This is a genomic window from Brevibacillus sp. 7WMA2, from assembly GCF_010748895.1.
Taxonomy (GTDB): domain Bacteria; phylum Bacillota; class Bacilli; order Brevibacillales; family Brevibacillaceae; genus Brevibacillus_B; species Brevibacillus_B halotolerans.
The window spans coordinates 4,383,059-4,400,341 of the sequence record NZ_CP048799.1 but is presented as its reverse complement, the minus strand read 5'-3'; the positions used below and the strand labels follow the sequence as shown (position 1 = coordinate 4,400,341).

At 40.2% G+C, this 17,283-nt stretch carries 15 protein-coding genes; all 15 read right to left on the bottom strand.

The genetic code is table 11. The features are described 5' to 3' along the window. Positions 1 to 12 precede the first annotated feature (12 nt). The 15 genes from GOP56_RS18920 to GOP56_RS18850 all read right to left on the bottom strand — a co-directional run bounded on the left by GOP56_RS18920 (position 13) and on the right by GOP56_RS18850 (position 17,268). Positions 13 to 975 (bottom strand): hypothetical protein, encoded by a 963-nt coding sequence (locus GOP56_RS18920; RefSeq protein ID WP_163246292.1) that lies wholly within the window; start codon positions 973 to 975, stop codon positions 13 to 15. A 67-nt stretch (positions 976 to 1,042) separates the two neighbouring features. Beyond that, entirely contained in the window at positions 1,043 to 2,758 is a 1,716-nt protein-coding gene (locus GOP56_RS18915) for a thiamine pyrophosphate-binding protein (RefSeq protein WP_163246291.1), read from the bottom strand. 20 nt (positions 2,759 to 2,778) lie between these two features. Then, a complete protein-coding gene (locus GOP56_RS18910; RefSeq protein ID WP_163246290.1) occupies positions 2,779 to 3,984 on the bottom strand; it encodes an aldehyde dehydrogenase family protein in 1,206 nt (401 codons plus the stop codon). 39 nt (positions 3,985 to 4,023) lie between these two features. Further along, positions 4,024 to 5,139, bottom strand: a complete 1,116-nt coding sequence (locus GOP56_RS18905) for an aminoacyl--tRNA ligase-related protein (protein ID WP_163246289.1) — start codon at positions 5,137 to 5,139, stop codon at positions 4,024 to 4,026. Then, positions 5,139 to 5,402, bottom strand: coding sequence for an acyl carrier protein (locus GOP56_RS18900; protein WP_003335569.1), 264 nt, complete (start codon positions 5,400 to 5,402; stop codon positions 5,139 to 5,141). Before GOP56_RS18900 ends, GOP56_RS18905 begins: the two co-directional genes overlap by 1 nt. Positions 5,403 to 5,417: 15 nt before the next feature. Continuing rightward, positions 5,418 to 6,428: a MupA/Atu3671 family FMN-dependent luciferase-like monooxygenase gene (locus tag GOP56_RS18895; RefSeq protein ID WP_163246288.1), complete on the bottom strand. Its 1,011-nt coding sequence runs from the start codon at positions 6,426 to 6,428 to the stop codon at positions 5,418 to 5,420. Between the two features lie 26 nt (positions 6,429 to 6,454). After that, a complete protein-coding gene (locus tag GOP56_RS18890; protein WP_121473404.1) occupies positions 6,455 to 7,267 on the bottom strand; it encodes an ABC transporter permease in 813 nt (270 codons plus the stop codon). A gap of 2 nt (positions 7,268 to 7,269) precedes the next feature. Next, positions 7,270 to 8,091, bottom strand: coding sequence for an ABC transporter permease (locus GOP56_RS18885; protein ID WP_163246287.1), 822 nt, complete (start codon positions 8,089 to 8,091; stop codon positions 7,270 to 7,272). Next, positions 8,069 to 9,070 (bottom strand): ABC transporter ATP-binding protein, encoded by a 1,002-nt coding sequence (locus GOP56_RS18880; protein ID WP_035319093.1) that lies wholly within the window; start codon positions 9,068 to 9,070, stop codon positions 8,069 to 8,071. Before GOP56_RS18880 ends, GOP56_RS18885 begins: the two co-directional genes overlap by 23 nt. A 74-nt stretch (positions 9,071 to 9,144) precedes the next feature. Then, on the bottom strand, positions 9,145 to 10,275 hold the full coding sequence (locus GOP56_RS18875; protein WP_121473402.1) for a beta-ketoacyl synthase N-terminal-like domain-containing protein: 1,131 nt from the start codon (positions 10,273 to 10,275) through the stop codon (positions 9,145 to 9,147). A 13-nt stretch (positions 10,276 to 10,288) separates the two neighbouring features. After that, on the bottom strand, positions 10,289 to 11,035 hold the full coding sequence (locus GOP56_RS18870; protein ID WP_022585830.1) for a beta-ketoacyl-[acyl-carrier-protein] synthase family protein: 747 nt from the start codon (positions 11,033 to 11,035) through the stop codon (positions 10,289 to 10,291). 317 nt (positions 11,036 to 11,352) lie between these two features. Then, complete coding sequence (locus tag GOP56_RS18865) at positions 11,353 to 12,228, bottom strand: radical SAM/SPASM domain-containing protein (protein ID WP_003335577.1); 876 nt, start codon at positions 12,226 to 12,228, stop codon at positions 11,353 to 11,355. A gap of 286 nt (positions 12,229 to 12,514) precedes the next feature. After that, positions 12,515 to 13,480: an AraC family transcriptional regulator gene (locus tag GOP56_RS18860; RefSeq protein ID WP_163246286.1), complete on the bottom strand. Its 966-nt coding sequence runs from the start codon at positions 13,478 to 13,480 to the stop codon at positions 12,515 to 12,517. Positions 13,481 to 13,697: 217 nt separating this feature from the next. Next, a complete protein-coding gene (locus GOP56_RS18855) occupies positions 13,698 to 15,434 on the bottom strand; it encodes an ABC transporter ATP-binding protein (RefSeq protein WP_163246285.1) in 1,737 nt (578 codons plus the stop codon). Continuing rightward, the gene (locus GOP56_RS18850; RefSeq protein ID WP_163246284.1) at positions 15,403 to 17,268 is read right to left on the bottom strand and encodes an ABC transporter ATP-binding protein; all 1,866 of its coding nucleotides are present in this window, start codon (positions 17,266 to 17,268) and stop codon (positions 15,403 to 15,405) included. Before GOP56_RS18850 ends, GOP56_RS18855 begins: the two co-directional genes overlap by 32 nt. Positions 17,269 to 17,283 lie beyond the last annotated feature (15 nt).

Genomic DNA, 17,283 nt, shown 5'->3' with positions numbered 1-17,283 from the left:
TTTTCTATCAATTTATAAATATTTGATTATTTTTTCATAAACTTCTTTTTCTTTTTCAATGATTTTATTCACCCAATCAATCTGTTTTTGAAAATTAGTGCTTCCTGTAACCTTTGCCTTAATTAAGTAATTTCGAAAGACAGCCCAAATATTTACCGTCTCTTCTACTAAAATAATTAGTGCCGGGTCTATTTCCTTGTAAACTGGGCTTGTTTGATCCCGATCTGCATATAAAATGAATTCAAGAAATCCATCTCGATAGTTTATTACTCGTTTTAACATGTCAAATATTTTATCCAGATGAGCTCCTAAGTCTTTCCCATGTAATATCATATCTTGCTGACACGCAAGGAGTGCTTTTTGTCCGCTGAGATAGCCCACATATCCGGTATCAGTACCATTAATTTTGTTACACACGGACCTAAATTGCTGTCGAAGCAGTTCGTCATTGATTTGTAGGGATGGTTCGGTCAATGTAAAGCTATACCTGCCTTCTACTTCATAAGCTTGTTTGGTAGGTTCAATCGGGAACCAGTCAGAAAATTCATACGGCCATAAATCTGTTATATAAAAAAGCTTGGATACAGGATCATAGTCTTGAATTAAAACAAAATGAGAGAAAATTTCCATATCCGTATACCATGGAAAGAATCTACCGTCCACAACAGTGAAAAGATGTCGATTTTGATTAATGGTTTCCTTCACTACATCCAATAGCTCTCGTTTTTCATAATGAAGGAACTCTGCCTTGTAAATTTTTTGTAATGTATCTGGAAAAGGTATTAATACCTCTTCCTTGGCTGCTGTAAAATCATCAATGCTTCGATAATAAAATCCCCATCTGTCGGACAAAAGCCAGTGATACGGCACTCCAAATCCTTGAATATAAGAACAAATAAGATACTCTAAGCAATCTAAAAATTCCTTTCGCTTGTTATACATGACAGGGTGGTGTGTGGGAATAGCCAGATTCATGGGATTCCTCCTAGCTTATTTAGACATCTACATACCTTTTTTAATCGAATGTTCCCATGAGACATACTTACTGTTCTTTGTCTCCATATTGCATCATCACCGTAATTGGTAAATCTTGATCCCAATTAACTATTAATTCTAGCAAAGCAATCTTATTTTGTTCTGTATACAGCCTTGCTTCTTTTAATGCATTTTGGTACTCATTTGGGTCAGTCAGTTTAGCATAATAGCCGCCAACCGATTTAGCTAAAGCTGCATAGTCTAGCTCTATTTGAAAAGAGCAGCCTATTTCTATTTCGCTCATGCTTTGCTGAAATCTTGGCCAAGAAAATCCACCATTATTTATGACAATAAAAGTGATACCTAATTGATGCTCAGCGGCACTGCCCACAGCTGAATATCCCATTTCAAACGAACCGTCTCCAAGTAAGGCAATAACATTCGCTTTTCTAGCAGCAATCTTAGCTCCTAAGGATATCCCCATCGGTAAACCTAGGGCTGTTTGTTCACCGGGAACCACTGTACGGCTGGGCGGAGCCACCGTATAAACAGGATACGAATATCCCCACATATCATGTAGCCCATTATCTTGAACCAAGATAACATGCTCTCCAAATTCATGTTCGATTCCCTTAAGCATCCTTCTCACAGGTGCTTTTATATCTTCTACTTCTGCCCATACTGACAGAGCTTCTTTTTTTACCTCCTGCATTCTTTTTATCCACTCATTTTTGTTAGTCGTAATCCAATTCAGATTCCCGCATGACATTTTCCACAAGAGTTGCAAAGACAGTTGGGCATCTCCAAGCAACCTGTAATTGGCATGAACAGAACGTTCCAGCGACTCATAATGGCAATCAATATGTACAAAGAATGAATGTAATAAGGCCTCCTTCCACCCCATTAAAGCTGTCTCCTCTAACTGAGTTCCAATCGCTATAATCAAATCTGCCTCAAAAAGGAGCTTCTTGATTTGCGGTAACGTATACAAGCCTACATTTCCAAAAGCATTGGGATGCCTCTCATCTACGATTCCTCTTCCAGATGCTGTAGTAAAGATAGCTAATCCGTGTGCCTCTGCTAAAGAGATTGTTAATTCAGACACAAACGGTCGATGTTGACACCCCCCGCCTAACAGGAGGATAGGACGCTTTGCTTTCGTTAGTTGAGCGAATAAATTACGTATACTCTCTTCTTCAGGCTGCGAAAAAATCGGTCCTTGTTCATCAAGATTTCTTTTATCAGCATCAGAGAACGATTCACTGCTTAGCTCCATCCATGTTAGATCATCTGGAATCTCAAGATAGATTGGCCCCGGTTTTCCATTAACAGCTAGAAAAATAGCACGTCGCAAAGCCCAAATGGCTTTCTCTGGATGCTCTACACGATAACACCATTTAGTCACGGGTTGCATCATGGCAATGGAATTGGTTTCTTGAAATGCCCCTTCACCGCGCATGTTCCGTGCAGTAGCATTGGAGATAATAATTAAAGGTACAGCGGCCGAATATGCCTCTAAAACACCCATTATGCAGTTTGCAATTCCAGGTCCTGGGCTAGTAACAAGCACGGCTGGATTCCCTGACACCTGAGCATGCCCCATTGCCATTCCAACCGCTATTCGCTGGTCACGTGCCGTGAAAATGCCTAATCCTTCTTTTTTATAAGCGGATTCAATTAACCCCCCACCATCTCCCACCATACCAAACAGCTTTGTTATGCCCTGTTCCGCAAGTACTCTTGCATAAGCATCCCAGATCGTCAGACTTTCTATTGCTTCCATTATTTCACATCCTTCTTTAGTTATGAATGATGTAGTTCCTTATTGTTGAATGCGACTGATACTTCTTTAGAGATTAAAAGAGGACGACTAGTAAAACTGCCCTGATAACACACATAATTTGCCTGTAAACCATAACCACCAAACGGGCTATTTCCGTTTTCAATATCGTACAGGCTTACATTTTCTGACACGATGTGGGTAGAGCGTAATTTTTCAGCTAATTCTGGTATTCCAAAAACAGAAGCACCAAGAGTACTCTCTATACGCTCAGGAGCATGTAACCAATCTATTACCTCTTGTTCATCTCGATAGGTTACAACATGAAAGATCGGACAGAAAAACTCAATTACCTCACCAATTTTTTCAATAGAGGACACGACAACAGTAGGCTCTACATAATTACTGGACACATCCACCGATCCACCGTAAACAATACGATCTTTTATTGGTGTGAAATACTCCTGTGCCTGCTCTGACAACCCCTCATAAAATAACGGAGCTATTACATTGCCTGGTTCATTTCGCTTACCAATGCGTAATTCTTTAATGTCCTGAATCAGTGTAGATAGAAAATTCTCTTTAATATTCTCGTGGACAAAATAAACGTTGGGGCACATACAATCCTGTCCCGAATTATAGACGCGTGCAGCTACAGCTCGCTTAGAAGCATCTGCTAGATTTGCTTTTTGTCCAACGATAAATGGATTAATTCCCGCTCCAAAATACAAGAACAAAGAGTGTGGATAGGTTTTTTGCACCTTCAAACTATTCTCATAATTCCCGGTAAAGACAACTACATCTGACTGTCCTGCCTGTTCTCTGAATTTCCGTTGAGAAATAGAAAGTAGCTGGGATGGCATATCCGCCTGTTTCATTATGAAATCATGAAGCTTTACCATTGTAGATAAAGCTTTTGTAGAGGGTCTAATCAAGATTTCCTTGCAAAATAAACTTGGAATAGCAGCATATAAGACATAGGAGTACAACAAAACGTTTGATGAATGATAAACTGCAATCCGATTAATAGGAGGAGGATTGTAGCGCTCCACTTCCTGTTCAGCTCCAAGTAGAGTAGAGAGGGAAGATTCTATCTCAGCCTCAGCACTATCATAAGTAGCAATCTCCGTTAAAATTTCTAACAGTTCTGCTTTATTCGTTCGAATTCCTGAAATAAGCTTGTCCAATCGTTTTAATTGCACGTCTCTTTCGTTTGTAGCAAAAATCATTAGTAATAAGCCTCCTTCTATTTATCTAAAGGTAAGAATTTATAAATCCAAGATTTCTCTTATCTGAGCAGGCCATTCATGAAGCTGTGTACCATATACAGCCAGTAAGGCATATACCCACCGATCAATCCCAAAAGCCACACATCCTGAATGCAATATTGAACCATTTGGTTCAGTAATGCCAAACTCTTTACATAGCGTGTCTTTTACATTATTAAATGACGCAATTGAAAAATTCCCCATGTCAGTTGAGATAATTAGCTCATATTTCATGTGAGCCATTAGCTGATACTGACTTTTCTCAGCATGATGAGGAAAATAAAAGGGATCATGTGCCGTCTCTATGTAACCATTAAATCCTAAATCAACAAATAATTTCCATATTAAATCTAAAAAAAAGGACCTTGTTTCTTCGACAAAGGACTCATTCCCTATAAAAACAAACTCTCTCATTCGAAAATTATGAAGTCGATGTTTTCCCAAACGCCATGGTGCCTCATGACGGAAACAAATCCCTTCTGTACTAAGTAATAATGGTTCATGCAATGTCTGATTAGAATACTCCTCATAGCAATGAAAACATAGAGCTGGTGAAAGAAGATACTCACTGCAACGAGTATATTTTTCATAGTTATCAGTTTGACCAACCTGATTAAGCACCTCATACTCATGAGGAAATTCGGCAACTACATAAAGGTTTTGTGGGAAGTTTTTCACATACTGGCATTTTTCCATTGTCTGTCTTGGAATTAAGGACGAATATATTCTCGCCCTCGCTTGTTTAGATTCTGCGTATTCCGCAAAAAGACGTTGTAATGCCTCATATAAAGTAACAGCAGACTCCTTTCGAATAAGCTCTGAAAACTCTGCTAGCATTTCTTCCTCATTGATTCGTATTTTTGTGATGTCTCCATCGGTCTTTCGTATGATCCGATTAGGAAAAGAACGTATACTCTTTTGCTCCTCAATCATGGTCTGAATAACCTGGTCAATCTGTGTTTCTTTGCTTTTATCAACGATGTCAATTTCAATTTGCTTTGTTTCAGGATAGAAGGAGCAATGAGAAATCCCCTCAAGACTATACACCAATTTCGAAGTAATCGCTTCTGCCTGCGATTGAGAAAGTGTTCCGGCTACATGATACTGTTTTTTCATTAGCACTCACTCTTTTCTGTATAAACTAATTTCTCTGATTGTCTTACATTGATTAAACCACTTATTTTCTCAACAGTTCGAAAATTATCCAACAAGAGATCTTCCTCACTAAATTCCAGATCAAATGCTTGCTCTAGTGCTACAATTAAACGAATTGTAGTCATAGAATCTAACCCCATTTTTGTTAAGTCGTCACATTCAGTAATAGGTTCCTTGATTTCAAGCAGGTCTTGTAGGATTTTACGTATCTTCGCTTGTTTCATTTTTTCCATTCCCTTTCATCGAATAGTCTGGGCATTCTCCTCTTTTACAAGTAGCTGCAATCGTTCCAAGCTCTCCATGATTTTCTGTCTTTGTAATCCAAAGTCTATCAGAGCAGCAACTTGCGTAACCCCGATCTCCTCTAGCTTCCTCAATACAGTCGAACAAGTCTCTGGAGTACCTAGCAAGGAATAATGAGGAGAATATTTCCTAAGCATCATTGTTTTTGCAATCTCTTCTTCTCGTTTACTTTCATAATGGGGGATCACCTCTGCCAATGACAGGAATGCATGCTGATACTCAAAAAAAGCATTCTTTACAGTCTTTTCTACCATTTCAAGATCATGATCAAGATAGGTGTGAAGCAAGATAGTTACATCTTTGTCTTCTATGCTATGACCTCCCTCACGTAATCCAGCATGATACAACTCAATCTTTTGCTTTACATCATTCATATCATTAAAAATAAAATGGGTTAACAAATGGTATCCATGTTTTCCAGCCTCATAACAGGTTTCTTTAGAAGAAGCTACTGTTACATAAATCGGGATTTGTTGTTGATAGGGTTTTGGAAATATAGTTACATCTGTTTCTTTGTCATTCCAAAGGTTTTCAATCCTTTCTATTCCCTGCCACATTCGTATTTTCCGCTGATCGAAATGCTCTGGATTTTCTTTAAAATCGTTGGGGTTCCAGCCAGAAGCAAAGGAAATACTTACTCGCCCTTTTGACAATTGATCCACCATTGCCCATTCTTCTGCAATTCGAATGGGCGAATGGAGAGGCAATATGACGCTTCCAACTTGAATGCGAAGTTTCTTTGTTTCCCTTGCTACAGCCGCTGCAAAAACGGATGGACTAGGAAATAACCCACCAAAGGTATGATAATGCCTCTCAGGAAACCAGACACCATACCAGTCATGCTTCTCCGCATATTGGATTACTTCGAATAGAAATTCATAGTGATCCTGCATGTTTTGGGCTGTAGTATCATTTACGTTCGAAAAAAAGCTAACTGAGAATTTCATTAATTTTTCACCTCTCTTATAAAAGCTCAACTGCTTGCACTAGAATAATTCCGAACCGCTACCTTCCACAGTAATCGAGTCAAAAGCAACAATGCTAGCGGAGCAAGAATACCCCACATCATATTTACCACGCTTAATTGATTTAGGAGATACAATGGTCCAAAGTTGCTTGCTAAAAATAACGGAATAATGTAAATACCGATGGTCTGGATTGTTTTACCATAGATTCTTGCTGGCATGTGCCCAAATTCCCAAATATCATTGCTCAAATCATTTACAGCGGATGTTTTAATAAACCAAAACGAAAAGAGGTGCGGAATCAACATGACTGTGTAACTAATTACAATTCCTCCGATTAAAAATAGGGTGTAGCCTGCGATATTAGCCAAGCTAACCTCAATTCCTAATCGACTCCATCCCATTACCAACAGCACACTTCCGACAATCAGATTGGGAATCGCCAAGCCAAAATCTATATATCTCATTGTGGTAAGAAATTGTAGGGATATTGGTTTTGTAATGTATAAATCAAGTTTTCCTTCGTGTATATAATCCTCTGAGATTTTAAAAAAATTAACAACAAAAAGACTAACATATACCCCTGTAACCAGCATAAATGTACCTGAGAACAATAGAATAGAGTCTCTGCTTAATCCTTCAATAATCAAACCTGACTGGTATATCACAAAGATATAAATCAACTTGGATAATACAAAACCGCTCTCCACAATGACTCCGACAAAAAAATTAAAACGATATTCCATCTGCGCCATTAAGCAGTTTTTACAAAATAGATAGTATATCTTTACCATTTTTTTTACTTCTTTAACCCATGCCATGTTTATCCACCTATAGCTATATATTTTTTAATACCGATGCCCCATAACAATTTGGAGAGAACAGCAAAAGCGATAATCCAGAATACTTGTAGCCCCATACCTGTCACCAGTTCCATCCCCTGGTACTTCCCAATAAGCACATCTACTGGATAATTGACCGTATATTTAAATGGCAAATAGTTTAGAAAGGAGAGAATTGTATCATCGAAGACATCTAGCGGAAAAATCCCTCCACTTAATATTACAAGCAAAATTTTCGGAGCTTCAAAAATATAAGAAACATTTTCAAGCCAAAAAGCTATGGTAGTAATGCTAAAGAAGATAAAGAAGTTTAATACGAGAGCAAGTAAGAGTGTAATCAGAAAATAACCGATATTAACGAGGTTAATCTCTACTTGGATCAGTCTATTTAAGACAAATAAAATGAGAAAGATTAAACAAAAGCTGACCACAATATAAATTAGCTTAGAGCCAAGAAACGAATAAATTTTGTAAGGAAGATATCCAATCGGTCTAATGATAAATTTGTTAAGCCCACCCTCCTTTATATCTTCCGCTACATCATACTCAAAACCAGCTTGAATAATCTTGGCAGTTACTGCCGCAATCAGTGTATAAGTGATCATCTCCTGAAAGGTATATCCAAAAACGGTAGACCCGGGACTTTGGCTATCAAAAATAGCTGTCCATAAGTAGGTTAATATGGTGATGGAGAATATACTTCCCACAATTCCCAACACAAAATTAGCTCGATATTCCACTGCTGTCTGTATCCCTAATTGAAAGGTATGAATGTATTTCCTAAAACTGCGCAACCTTCTCATTTTTCTCATCCTTCTTATACAAAATCGTAATGCTATCTTCGATGGGGATATCCTCTACATTAATGTCACTTACAGGCAAATGCTCCAATATCAGCTTGGAGTTTTGCTTTAAAAATTCACGATCAAGCTCGATAAGACTTTCAAATTCGTTGTGCTCCCTCACAATTCCGTAAGCTTCTACAGCTGATTGTGGAACAGGGGCAGAAAATTGAATTTTAACGAGCTTCTTCTGATTCAGCAATTCGTTTACTTTATTTAAGTTGCCATCATACACAATCTTTCCCTGATTGATAATAATAGCTCGTTTGCAAAGGTCTTCTACATCTTTCATATAATGTGTTGTCAAAATGATCGTAGCCTTCGTCTCTTCATTGTAATACTTCAGAAATTTACGGATGCTCTTCTGTGAGATAAGGTCTAATCCAATTGTAGGCTCGTCCAAGAAAATAACCTTAGGTCGATGAATTAATGCGGCCACCAATTCTAGCTTCATTCGTTCTCCCAAGGAAAGCCTTCTCACTTGTACATCTAAAATATCCTTGACATCAAGTAATTCTGTTAGCTCCTCCAACGTCTTTTGATACTCTCGATCTTCTACTTCGTAAATGAATTTATTTAAAAATAGGGATTCATTAGCGGGCAAATCCCACCATAGCTGACTTTTCTGTCCCATAACAATCGAAAATTTCATTTTAAATTCCTTTTTACGTTCCCATGGAACATACCCCATCACAGTTGCTTCTCCACTAGTAGGATGCAAGATGCCCGATAAAATTTTCAAAGTTGTTGTTTTTCCTGCTCCATTTGGTCCAAGAAAAGCCATCATCTCTCCCTCATCGATATCAAATGAAATTTTTTGTACCGCTTCCTTGACCAGCTTTTCCCGATGGAATAGGTTTTTAATAGAGTTAAGCAACCCAACCTCCTTTCTGTAATAAGCATATTCTTTCTGTAGATTAGAAACGTGTATCAAACTCATATTTCATCCTACTTTCCGACACTATCTTATAAATTTTTTATATCGCAATGCATTGCTCATGCTTATGTCTCTCACTATTTAGGTGAGGTAACTACCATAGATACATAATTTCCGCAGAAACCAAAACTGTTGATAAGCACAGACTCTACTGTTGCCTTCATACTATGTCCGATTACCGCCTGAACTGGACAAGCCGGGTCGAGATTTATCAAACCAAGAGTTGCTGGAATAACGTTCGTTTGCAAAGAAAGGACCCCTGCGGCTAATCCCATTACTCCTGAACAGCGTAGCAAATGTCCAATTGCCCCTTTATGTGAGCTTACCGGGATCATACTCCCCTCCTCTATAGCCTCCACAATGCCTACTGCCTCAACGAGATCACCTTGAGGGGTACCTGTTGCATGAGCCTGAATACAATCGATTTTTTTACGCTTTGCATCCTCCAACGCCTCACTCATCGTATGTATCGCACTGTCTTTATCTAGCTCAACCATATTTGTTTCATACCCACTAACGATATGACTAATTCCATCTATCCAGGCTAGTGGCTTTTTCCCACGATCTCGCAGGCATTCCTCTGACTCAAGTAAAATGACCCCCGCCCCTTCTCCTATTAAAATCCCACTACGATTTTGATCAAAGGGACGCGCTGTCTCAGTTGAAATAGCCTTAACAATATCGAGCGAAGCATATTCATATTCATTAAGAAGTTCTGCTCGTGCAATCATTACCATATCTAGTTGTCCTTGTGAGACAAGACTTTTTGCCATTGCGATTGCAGAACTGATAGAAGAACATGCTGCTGACAAACGTAGTACGGGTGTTTGCTCACGCCATTCAAAAGGGAGGAACTCTAGAGGGTCTTTCACCCATACCTCTGCCCTTTCTCCAAATCCAGACATAGAATCCCCGCAGACAACTGGTAAGATAATAGCTTTTTTGCAGTCACGCCATATCTCTAGCTTGTACTCTGCTTGCTCTATTGCCTCCTGTAAGGCCTTGTTCAACCAAATTTTCGCTATAGATTCTTCCAATTTATCACTTTGAAAGTCAACTTGTCCGCCTATTTGAGATCGAAACCCTTGAGCGTCAAATCTTGTTAAGGAGGCAAGGGCATTTTTCCCGGCAAGCAGACCTTTGGCAAATAGCTCAAAACCGAATCCATAAGGAGAAACGATACCTAAACCAGCGATACCCACTCTCATTCCGTGCTCCCCCCTATGATTTCGTAAAGCAAATTGCCCAGTTGTCAGGATCGACATAACCAAACCATGGCGATGAGTTTTCCGATTCCAGCCAGATCATTACCTGTTCTAGTTTATTGCCGTATAAACTGTCTTTTCTCGGATATTCAAATGTCCAATCCGTTAGTTTTCCAACTGGTGCTATTTCTCCCGTGGAAGACTCCTTTATTAACGCCGCAACGCTGATACTTCCAACAAAATCATCTGTTAAGGAGGACTCTCGGTCTATATCAACTACTATCATTAAATCAGAACGATTCTCCCTTAACAGATTGTATGCCCAACCTAAACCACTCAAGCCGCCATACCGATCAGTTAATGTGGCAGAGGGTCCTTTAAAATTGAATTGAAGTGTAACAAGTGCGGTTGGAGAACTTGAATCGATAGCTAAGCTCTGATGAGGTCTAATTCTTCTGCGCGGTTGATGAAAAGCATTGAGGTAAGAGTCAATTTCTGCAGAGACAGCATTAGGCACATTCATAATGACTCCTCTTCGATCTGGCCTGGGTAAAAGATTTTTCTGCTTTAATACAGAAACAACGTAAGCAACGGATTGCAGAAGAAACGGTGTCAATTTTTGATGAATTTTAAACGGTTTTTGTGTATATGTTGGGGTGAATACCATATCATTTATTTTGCCAAACCATTTATTCGAGCTCATTCGTTCTTTATTTATACAAAAATGATATCCGGTCACAACTGTAATCGATTCCTTACCCATCGACTTATCCTCTCATTTTTTAAATAATTGGTATTATTTACTATTTTTTCTACATGTTATCATTATGCAATTCAAAAAACAAGTTACTACAATTGAATTTTTTGTATTATATATATAATTTTAACAATTAATAAAAAAATAAATTAACTTATTTTTACTAAATTAATCTCTCTAGTAACTAATGCCCTCATATATAATAAAGAAGGTTTCATAAAATTAAATATTTTACAGATTTTATGTAACCCAAAAAAGAACACCTATAAAATTAGGTGTTCTTTTTGGGTTATTTCTATGTTAATAATCTCCATAAATCCACACTAAGCTCCAAACCGCTTTCGATATCCACACTTTCTGCATAATTCCTCAACAGCCTCGCGTCTTGAGAATCCGTCAAAAAGATTGTTTGCTCTCTCGCTCTCTACGATTTCAGAGAAAGGTGTAGTTTGGACATTGCCCAAATTAATCACACCTTCCCCATCCAAACAGCACGGCACAACGGTTCCATCCACGAGGATTCCTGCTTGAGTACGAAGGGCATGGCAAAAGCCTTTTCCATCATCCTCGGGCGCGTGTAAGCTTGGCCATTCAAATTCATGATCCTGATTGAGATAAATTCGTTCAGCAATCTTAACCCCGCTGCCCGGAATTACTTTTTCTTCAATCTTATAGTCCAGATTAAATTCTTTTTCCAGCATCTCTAAGGTCTCTCTGTTCCTATTTCTTTGAAGATTCGTTGCGTTATCTTTATCCAGATTCCAGAGACGAAAGGATATGATTACATTATGCTCCGCCGCCTCTCGAACAAAGGATAGAATGTTGGATAAATATTTATCACGATCAACAGAGCCTTCATGACCATCAAAGCTATGCAACGAGAAGTTCATTTGACGCAGGGCTGGCTTACCCAGTAGCTTGGCACGATTCTTTTGAATAAGGGTTCCGTTTGTCGTAATGTTGACCTTAAATCCCTTTTCATGGCTTACATCTAGCAATTGATCAATTTTGGGATGCAGGAGCGGTTCGCCCTTCACATGAAGATAGATGTGCTTTGTATGTGGTTTAATTTGATCCAAAATATTGGTAAACGTGTCTAGCTTAATAAACCTAGCTTGTCGACCTGTTTGTGGACAGAAGCTACAGGCAAGATTGCAAACACTAGTAATTTCAATGTACATCTTTTTAAATGTCTTCAAAACTCGTTCCTCATTCCATATATTCTGTAAAGAGTTGATTTATATTTTGCCATTCATCCTAATTGCCGCATGGACAAATCTATAACTGATCCCTTCATACCTTACTTTCGCTTATTATACATGAAAAAATACAAGGATGATTGCAACTTGAGTTTTTGGAAGCATCTGCTGGTCATGTAATGTGCTAGGTGTATCAGGATACACAAAAATGACCGCCTTAGCTGATCCTTGGCGGTCATTTTCATCTATAGTCGGCTGTATATGATAGGCATTTCTGACATCCTCTTTACTTTAAAGCATTCTTGCCATATTCACTTGGGTTAACACCATATGTTTTGCGAAATAAAGAGGCAAAATGACTAAAATTATGATAGCCCACGAGCGAGGAAGCTTCGCTGACACTAATCTTATTATTCTCCAATAGCATTCTCGCTTTTTCCATCCGTTGTTGTCTAACAAATTCAAATACAGTCATACCAAACACTTCTTTAAAGCCGATCTTGAGCTTGTAATCATTCAGATGAATCAATTTCGATAGAGCAAGCAGGCTGGGTGGCTGGCCTAGCATTTTTACCAAAATATCCCGAGCTAAATAAATTCGATCAATATCGTCTTTTTTTAACCTACTGCGCCCTTTGACCTGCCCCATTTCCATTTCATAGATAAATAATGCCAAAAGCTCTAAGGTTTTTCCTTCCATATAAAGGCGCTTGGCTGACCCGCTATAAGAACAATTGCGCAGTTGCTGTAGTAGAACCTGCATTTTCGGACGAATCGTATCCTGAAGATAGAGGAAGGACTGATTATCCCCAAGCTTTATATTTGGAAACAGGCTGCCCCAAAGCCTCGCATCCATGCGCAGCTCCATGTGAACAATTGGTCTTTCTTTGATTTGCTCGGCATGAAATTTTATATCATGTAAATAAACGAGTTGGGCACTACCTGCTTCTGTTACAATATCCTTGTTTTGTCCCTCAACAGAGAAATACCCACCCCCATCTAGCGTAAACGCAAGCTCAAGATGCGGATAGCGAATGCCTACATCAAACGAAACGTTCTCATATAAAATCATATCACTCATGTGCAATTCCATACCGTCCCGAAGCTGCATGCAACTGAAATGACCTTCGCCAAGATGGGACGGTACCCTGCCGCAATGCTCATAGGGCTCTACAGAGGAATGACCTAGGATTTGATGTAGAACATTTGCATTGAAATCTGTAAGCTCTGTATTTTCTGCTTGAACAATCATTTTCTCCCCTCCTATCTGCGCACACAAAGGTTGTGATATATGCTACATCTAATGATAATTATTCTCATTTATAAGCAGTTTATCATATCCTAGCTGCTTATGTATGCGATAAAATGATATTTCAGCACATGTTGTACAAAAAATAAAACCTGAGGGTACGATGCCTCAGGCCTTGGCTTTACTCTTTACAATTTATCGATATAGAAAACCAATCTACTTAATTAGATACGCCCCATCCACGAGCTTCTTGTTGCAATCTCCACATGCGTGCATACAGCCCGCCTAACGCGAGGAGTTCGTCATGTTTCCCCTGCTCTTTGATCTGTCCGTTCTCCAACACAACGATTTGGCTTGCTGCCTTCACTGTTTTTAGCCGATGAGCAATCGCAATGACAGTTCTCCTTCGCACAAGCTGGTCAATAGCCTTTTGAATCTCCGCCTCATTCTCAGGGTCCAGTGATGCAGTTGCTTCATCCAATAAAACAATGGGAGCGTTTTTTAAAATAGCTCGTGCAATCGAGATACGTTGCTTTTCGCCGCCTGAAAGCGTACTTCCGCCCTCTCCCACCAACGTATCATATCCCTGTGGTAGCTTTGCGATAAAATCATGGCAGCAGGCGAGTCTAGCCGCTTCCTCAATCTCATGCTGGGAGGCATCACTTTTGCCAAATCTAATGTTATTTGCAATGGTATCTTGGAACAGATACACATCCTGAAAAACCATAGATACCTTGCGTAATAGCTCCTCAGGGTTCATACGGCGGATATCCTCGCCTCCCAGGGTAACTGTCCCCTGATCAGGATCATAAAAGCGAGCAATCAAGCGAAGAACCGTACTTTTCCCGCTTCCTGACGGTCCGACCAATGCGGTAAAAGAGCCTGCCTGCATCCGTAAGCTCACCTCACGCAGCACAGCTTTATCCTGATAACCAAAGGTAACGTTGTTTAATTCAATATCGTGGCACTCTGGGGGCAAAAGCTCTCCAGACATAATTGGCTCATGTAACAATTGCACAATGCGTTCCCCTGCCTGCTCGTGATAACGAAATTCCGCATAATTGATAAGCGCAACTGTTAAGGGCTCGAAAATTCGTGTACCAACAAGTAAGAAAGTAACAAATGTCATGAGATCAAGACTGCCTCCAAGCAATAAATGAACACCTACAATCACCATGACAGTAAGTCCTGCTCGTAAGCATGCAATTGCGCTCAATACAATCGGTCCAATCAGACCCTCGATTAGGAGACTGCGCTTCATCAACTCTTTACACGAGTTCTCCAGACGTATAAATTTTTCACCAGTCAAATTATAGGCCTTAATCACGCGAATCCCGTGTAAATATTCCTGCAAACGATTACCCGCATCTATCTTGGCTCGCATATGCTGACTGCCAAGCTTGCGTTGTAATTTAGAAGTCATGAGCACTAGGGCGATCGCTATTGGAAATACCAAAAACATAGCCGCCGCCATGCACCAGTCTAATATAGACAACCCGATCAGAGCAAGAAAAGGCATAATGAGTGCGCCGATCATCTGTGGAACAACATGAGAAATTCCATGCTCTACTAATGAGATATCTCCCATCATCATGTTGGCAAGGTCCCCGGGGTCACGTTTGTTTAAAAATCCCAGCGATAGCTTTCTTACATGCTCTGCCAGCCTGGTTCTGCCATCCACCGCTGCGTTATAAGCTCCACGAAATTGTGCTCGGTATGCCGGAAGCTCACACAGATATAAGAAGACCATGGACACCCCCAGACCTGCGCATACCCACCATAGCCTTGCAAAATCCATTTCCACACCTGAGCTGATAAAAGGCTGGAAGATCAGACGTGCTACTTCCACCAATAGTATAAATGGCAGAATTCCTACGAGGTTAGCCAATGTGGTATAGACGACTGGTTTAATCAGCATTTTAGGATTACCCACTGTGATGTTGTGCAACATGCTCATGACCTATGCTTCCCTCCTCATCCATTCCGATCTGCCATTGCTCTGCGTCTATATACGTACGCCACATTCGATTGTACAACCCTTTAGAAGCCAATAATTCCTCATGTTTTCCCTGTTCTGAAATACGCCCCTCATGTAGCACGATGATTTGATCAGCATCTCGGATAGTAGACAGTCGATGGGCGATAACAATAACCGTTTTTCCCTTAATCAGTTCTTTAAGAGCAAGCTGCATTTCGTATTCATTCTCCGGATCAGCAAAAGCCGTCGCCTCGTCTAGCACAAGCACAGGAGCGTTTTTTAGGATCGCTCTAGCCACAGCAATACGCTGTTCTTCTCCTCCAGATAAATACACGCCACCTTCTCCGATCAAGGTATCGTAACCACTGGGAAGCTTGCTGATAAAATCATGACACTGCGCCGCCCGGGCTGCCGCCATCACCAGCTCTAAAGAGGCATGAGGACTTCCGACTGCAATATTATGAAATACGGTATCGTAGAACAAAAAGGTCTCCTGAAAGACAAACGCCACCGTATTCATCAGGTCTTTACCTGCAATTTCTCTAATATCCACTCCCCCAATTCTGATCGCTCCCTTCGTTACATCCCAAAAGCGCGGTACCAGATTGGCAACCGTTGACTTACCAGCACCCGAGGGTCCCACTAAAGCCGTCACTTGATTCTGCTTCGCTGTAAAGGAAATCTGTGAGAGTATTTCGTCACCAGTAGAGATGTCAGAAGAGCTGGTAGTAGATTTTTCACTGGATGGATACGAAAAGCAAACATGATCAAATTGAATATCAAACCCACTCGGTTTCTGCGGATTTTCAGGCTCTGGGATTGGCTTTTCTGCTACTATCTGATCAATTCGCTCTACCCCCTCACTTATTTCCCGCAAGGTTGACGTCAAATACATTATTTTAAACATGGAAGAAGAAATCCCAGGGGCCATCACTAAAAAAAACAACAGTGTGGAAGCAAATGCGATGCTTTCTGGCTGACTACTCAGCAGAAAAACTCCGACTGGCAAAAAAAATGCCGCAAAAGAGCCCAGTGTCACCTTGAAAATCAAAAATCCCTTTTCCACCTGATTCGTAACATTCACACAATAATCACGATAAAGAATCATATCGACATGAAACTTGCGGAACGAATGCACAGTCTGTCCAAAAACCTTGATAGCTGGCATCCCTCTCACATATTGGACGGCGGAGCCATTCATCCTCTCCAGTGAGTCATAATAAAGCTTGATACTATCTTTCATTTTGGGGCCAGTCATGAGAAATAACTGAGCACCAAATCCAATTAAAATAGGTACCATGCAAGCAACCGCAAGCCAAATATTGAGGTAAAACATGACAATAATCATCAGAATCGTGGTAACCAGCACGTGGACTAAGTCAGGTAGCTGATGAGCGATAAATGTCTCTACCTTTTCAACATTTTGCTCCAGCGTTTTTTTGACAGCACCTGTAGAGGTTCCGCTCAACCAGCCCAGTGGTAATTTTCCAATATGGGAAGCGAGACGAACACGCAAACCGTACAAAATACGAAATGCCGCAAGATGCGAAGCCATTCCCCCTGCATACATTGTTACTAGACTCACGAGAAGGCCAAGCAAGGCGATAACACCCCAACGAATCATTAAATCCCCATTGGCCAAGACAGGATTGGAAGCATACTCCAATAATTCCTTTAAAATAAAGTAAACCGACGCATACGGCACCAGCATACTGATTGCACTCACTGTAGAGAACAAAGCCGAGACGATTAATAATCCACGCTTTTCGCCCGCGATTTCAAGCAGTCGAGGAACTCCTGTTTTTTGCTTCATCCGATTCCCTCCCTT

Bases quoted from the DNA above. Each gene is read 5' to 3' on its own strand.
- GOP56_RS18920 (WP_163246292.1), bottom strand. From the start codon at position 975: ATGAATCTGGCTATTCCCACACACCACCCTGTCATGTATAACAAGCGA.
- GOP56_RS18915 (WP_163246291.1), bottom strand. From the start codon at position 2,758: ATGGAAGCAATAGAAAGTCTGACGATCTGGGATGCTTATGCAAGAGTA.
- GOP56_RS18910 (WP_163246290.1), bottom strand. From the start codon at position 3,984: ATGATTTTTGCTACAAACGAAAGAGACGTGCAATTAAAACGATTGGAC.
- GOP56_RS18905 (WP_163246289.1), bottom strand. From the start codon at position 5,139: ATGAAAAAACAGTATCATGTAGCCGGAACACTTTCTCAATCGCAGGCA.
- GOP56_RS18900 (WP_003335569.1), bottom strand. From the start codon at position 5,402: ATGAAACAAGCGAAGATACGTAAAATCCTACAAGACCTGCTTGAAATC.
- GOP56_RS18895 (WP_163246288.1), bottom strand. From the start codon at position 6,428: ATGAAATTCTCAGTTAGCTTTTTTTCGAACGTAAATGATACTACAGCC.
- GOP56_RS18890 (WP_121473404.1), bottom strand. From the start codon at position 7,267: ATGGCATGGGTTAAAGAAGTAAAAAAAATGGTAAAGATATACTATCTA.
- GOP56_RS18885 (WP_163246287.1), bottom strand. From the start codon at position 8,091: ATGAGAAGGTTGCGCAGTTTTAGGAAATACATTCATACCTTTCAATTA.
- GOP56_RS18880 (WP_035319093.1), bottom strand. From the start codon at position 9,070: ATGAGTTTGATACACGTTTCTAATCTACAGAAAGAATATGCTTATTAC.
- GOP56_RS18875 (WP_121473402.1), bottom strand. From the start codon at position 10,275: ATGAGAGTGGGTATCGCTGGTTTAGGTATCGTTTCTCCTTATGGATTC.
- GOP56_RS18870 (WP_022585830.1), bottom strand. From the start codon at position 11,035: ATGGGTAAGGAATCGATTACAGTTGTGACCGGATATCATTTTTGTATA.
- GOP56_RS18860 (WP_163246286.1), bottom strand. From the start codon at position 13,480: ATGATTGTTCAAGCAGAAAATACAGAGCTTACAGATTTCAATGCAAAT.
- GOP56_RS18855 (WP_163246285.1), bottom strand. From the start codon at position 15,434: ATGAGCATGTTGCACAACATCACAGTGGGTAATCCTAAAATGCTGATT.
- GOP56_RS18850 (WP_163246284.1), bottom strand. From the start codon at position 17,268: ATGAAGCAAAAAACAGGAGTTCCTCGACTGCTTGAAATCGCGGGCGAA.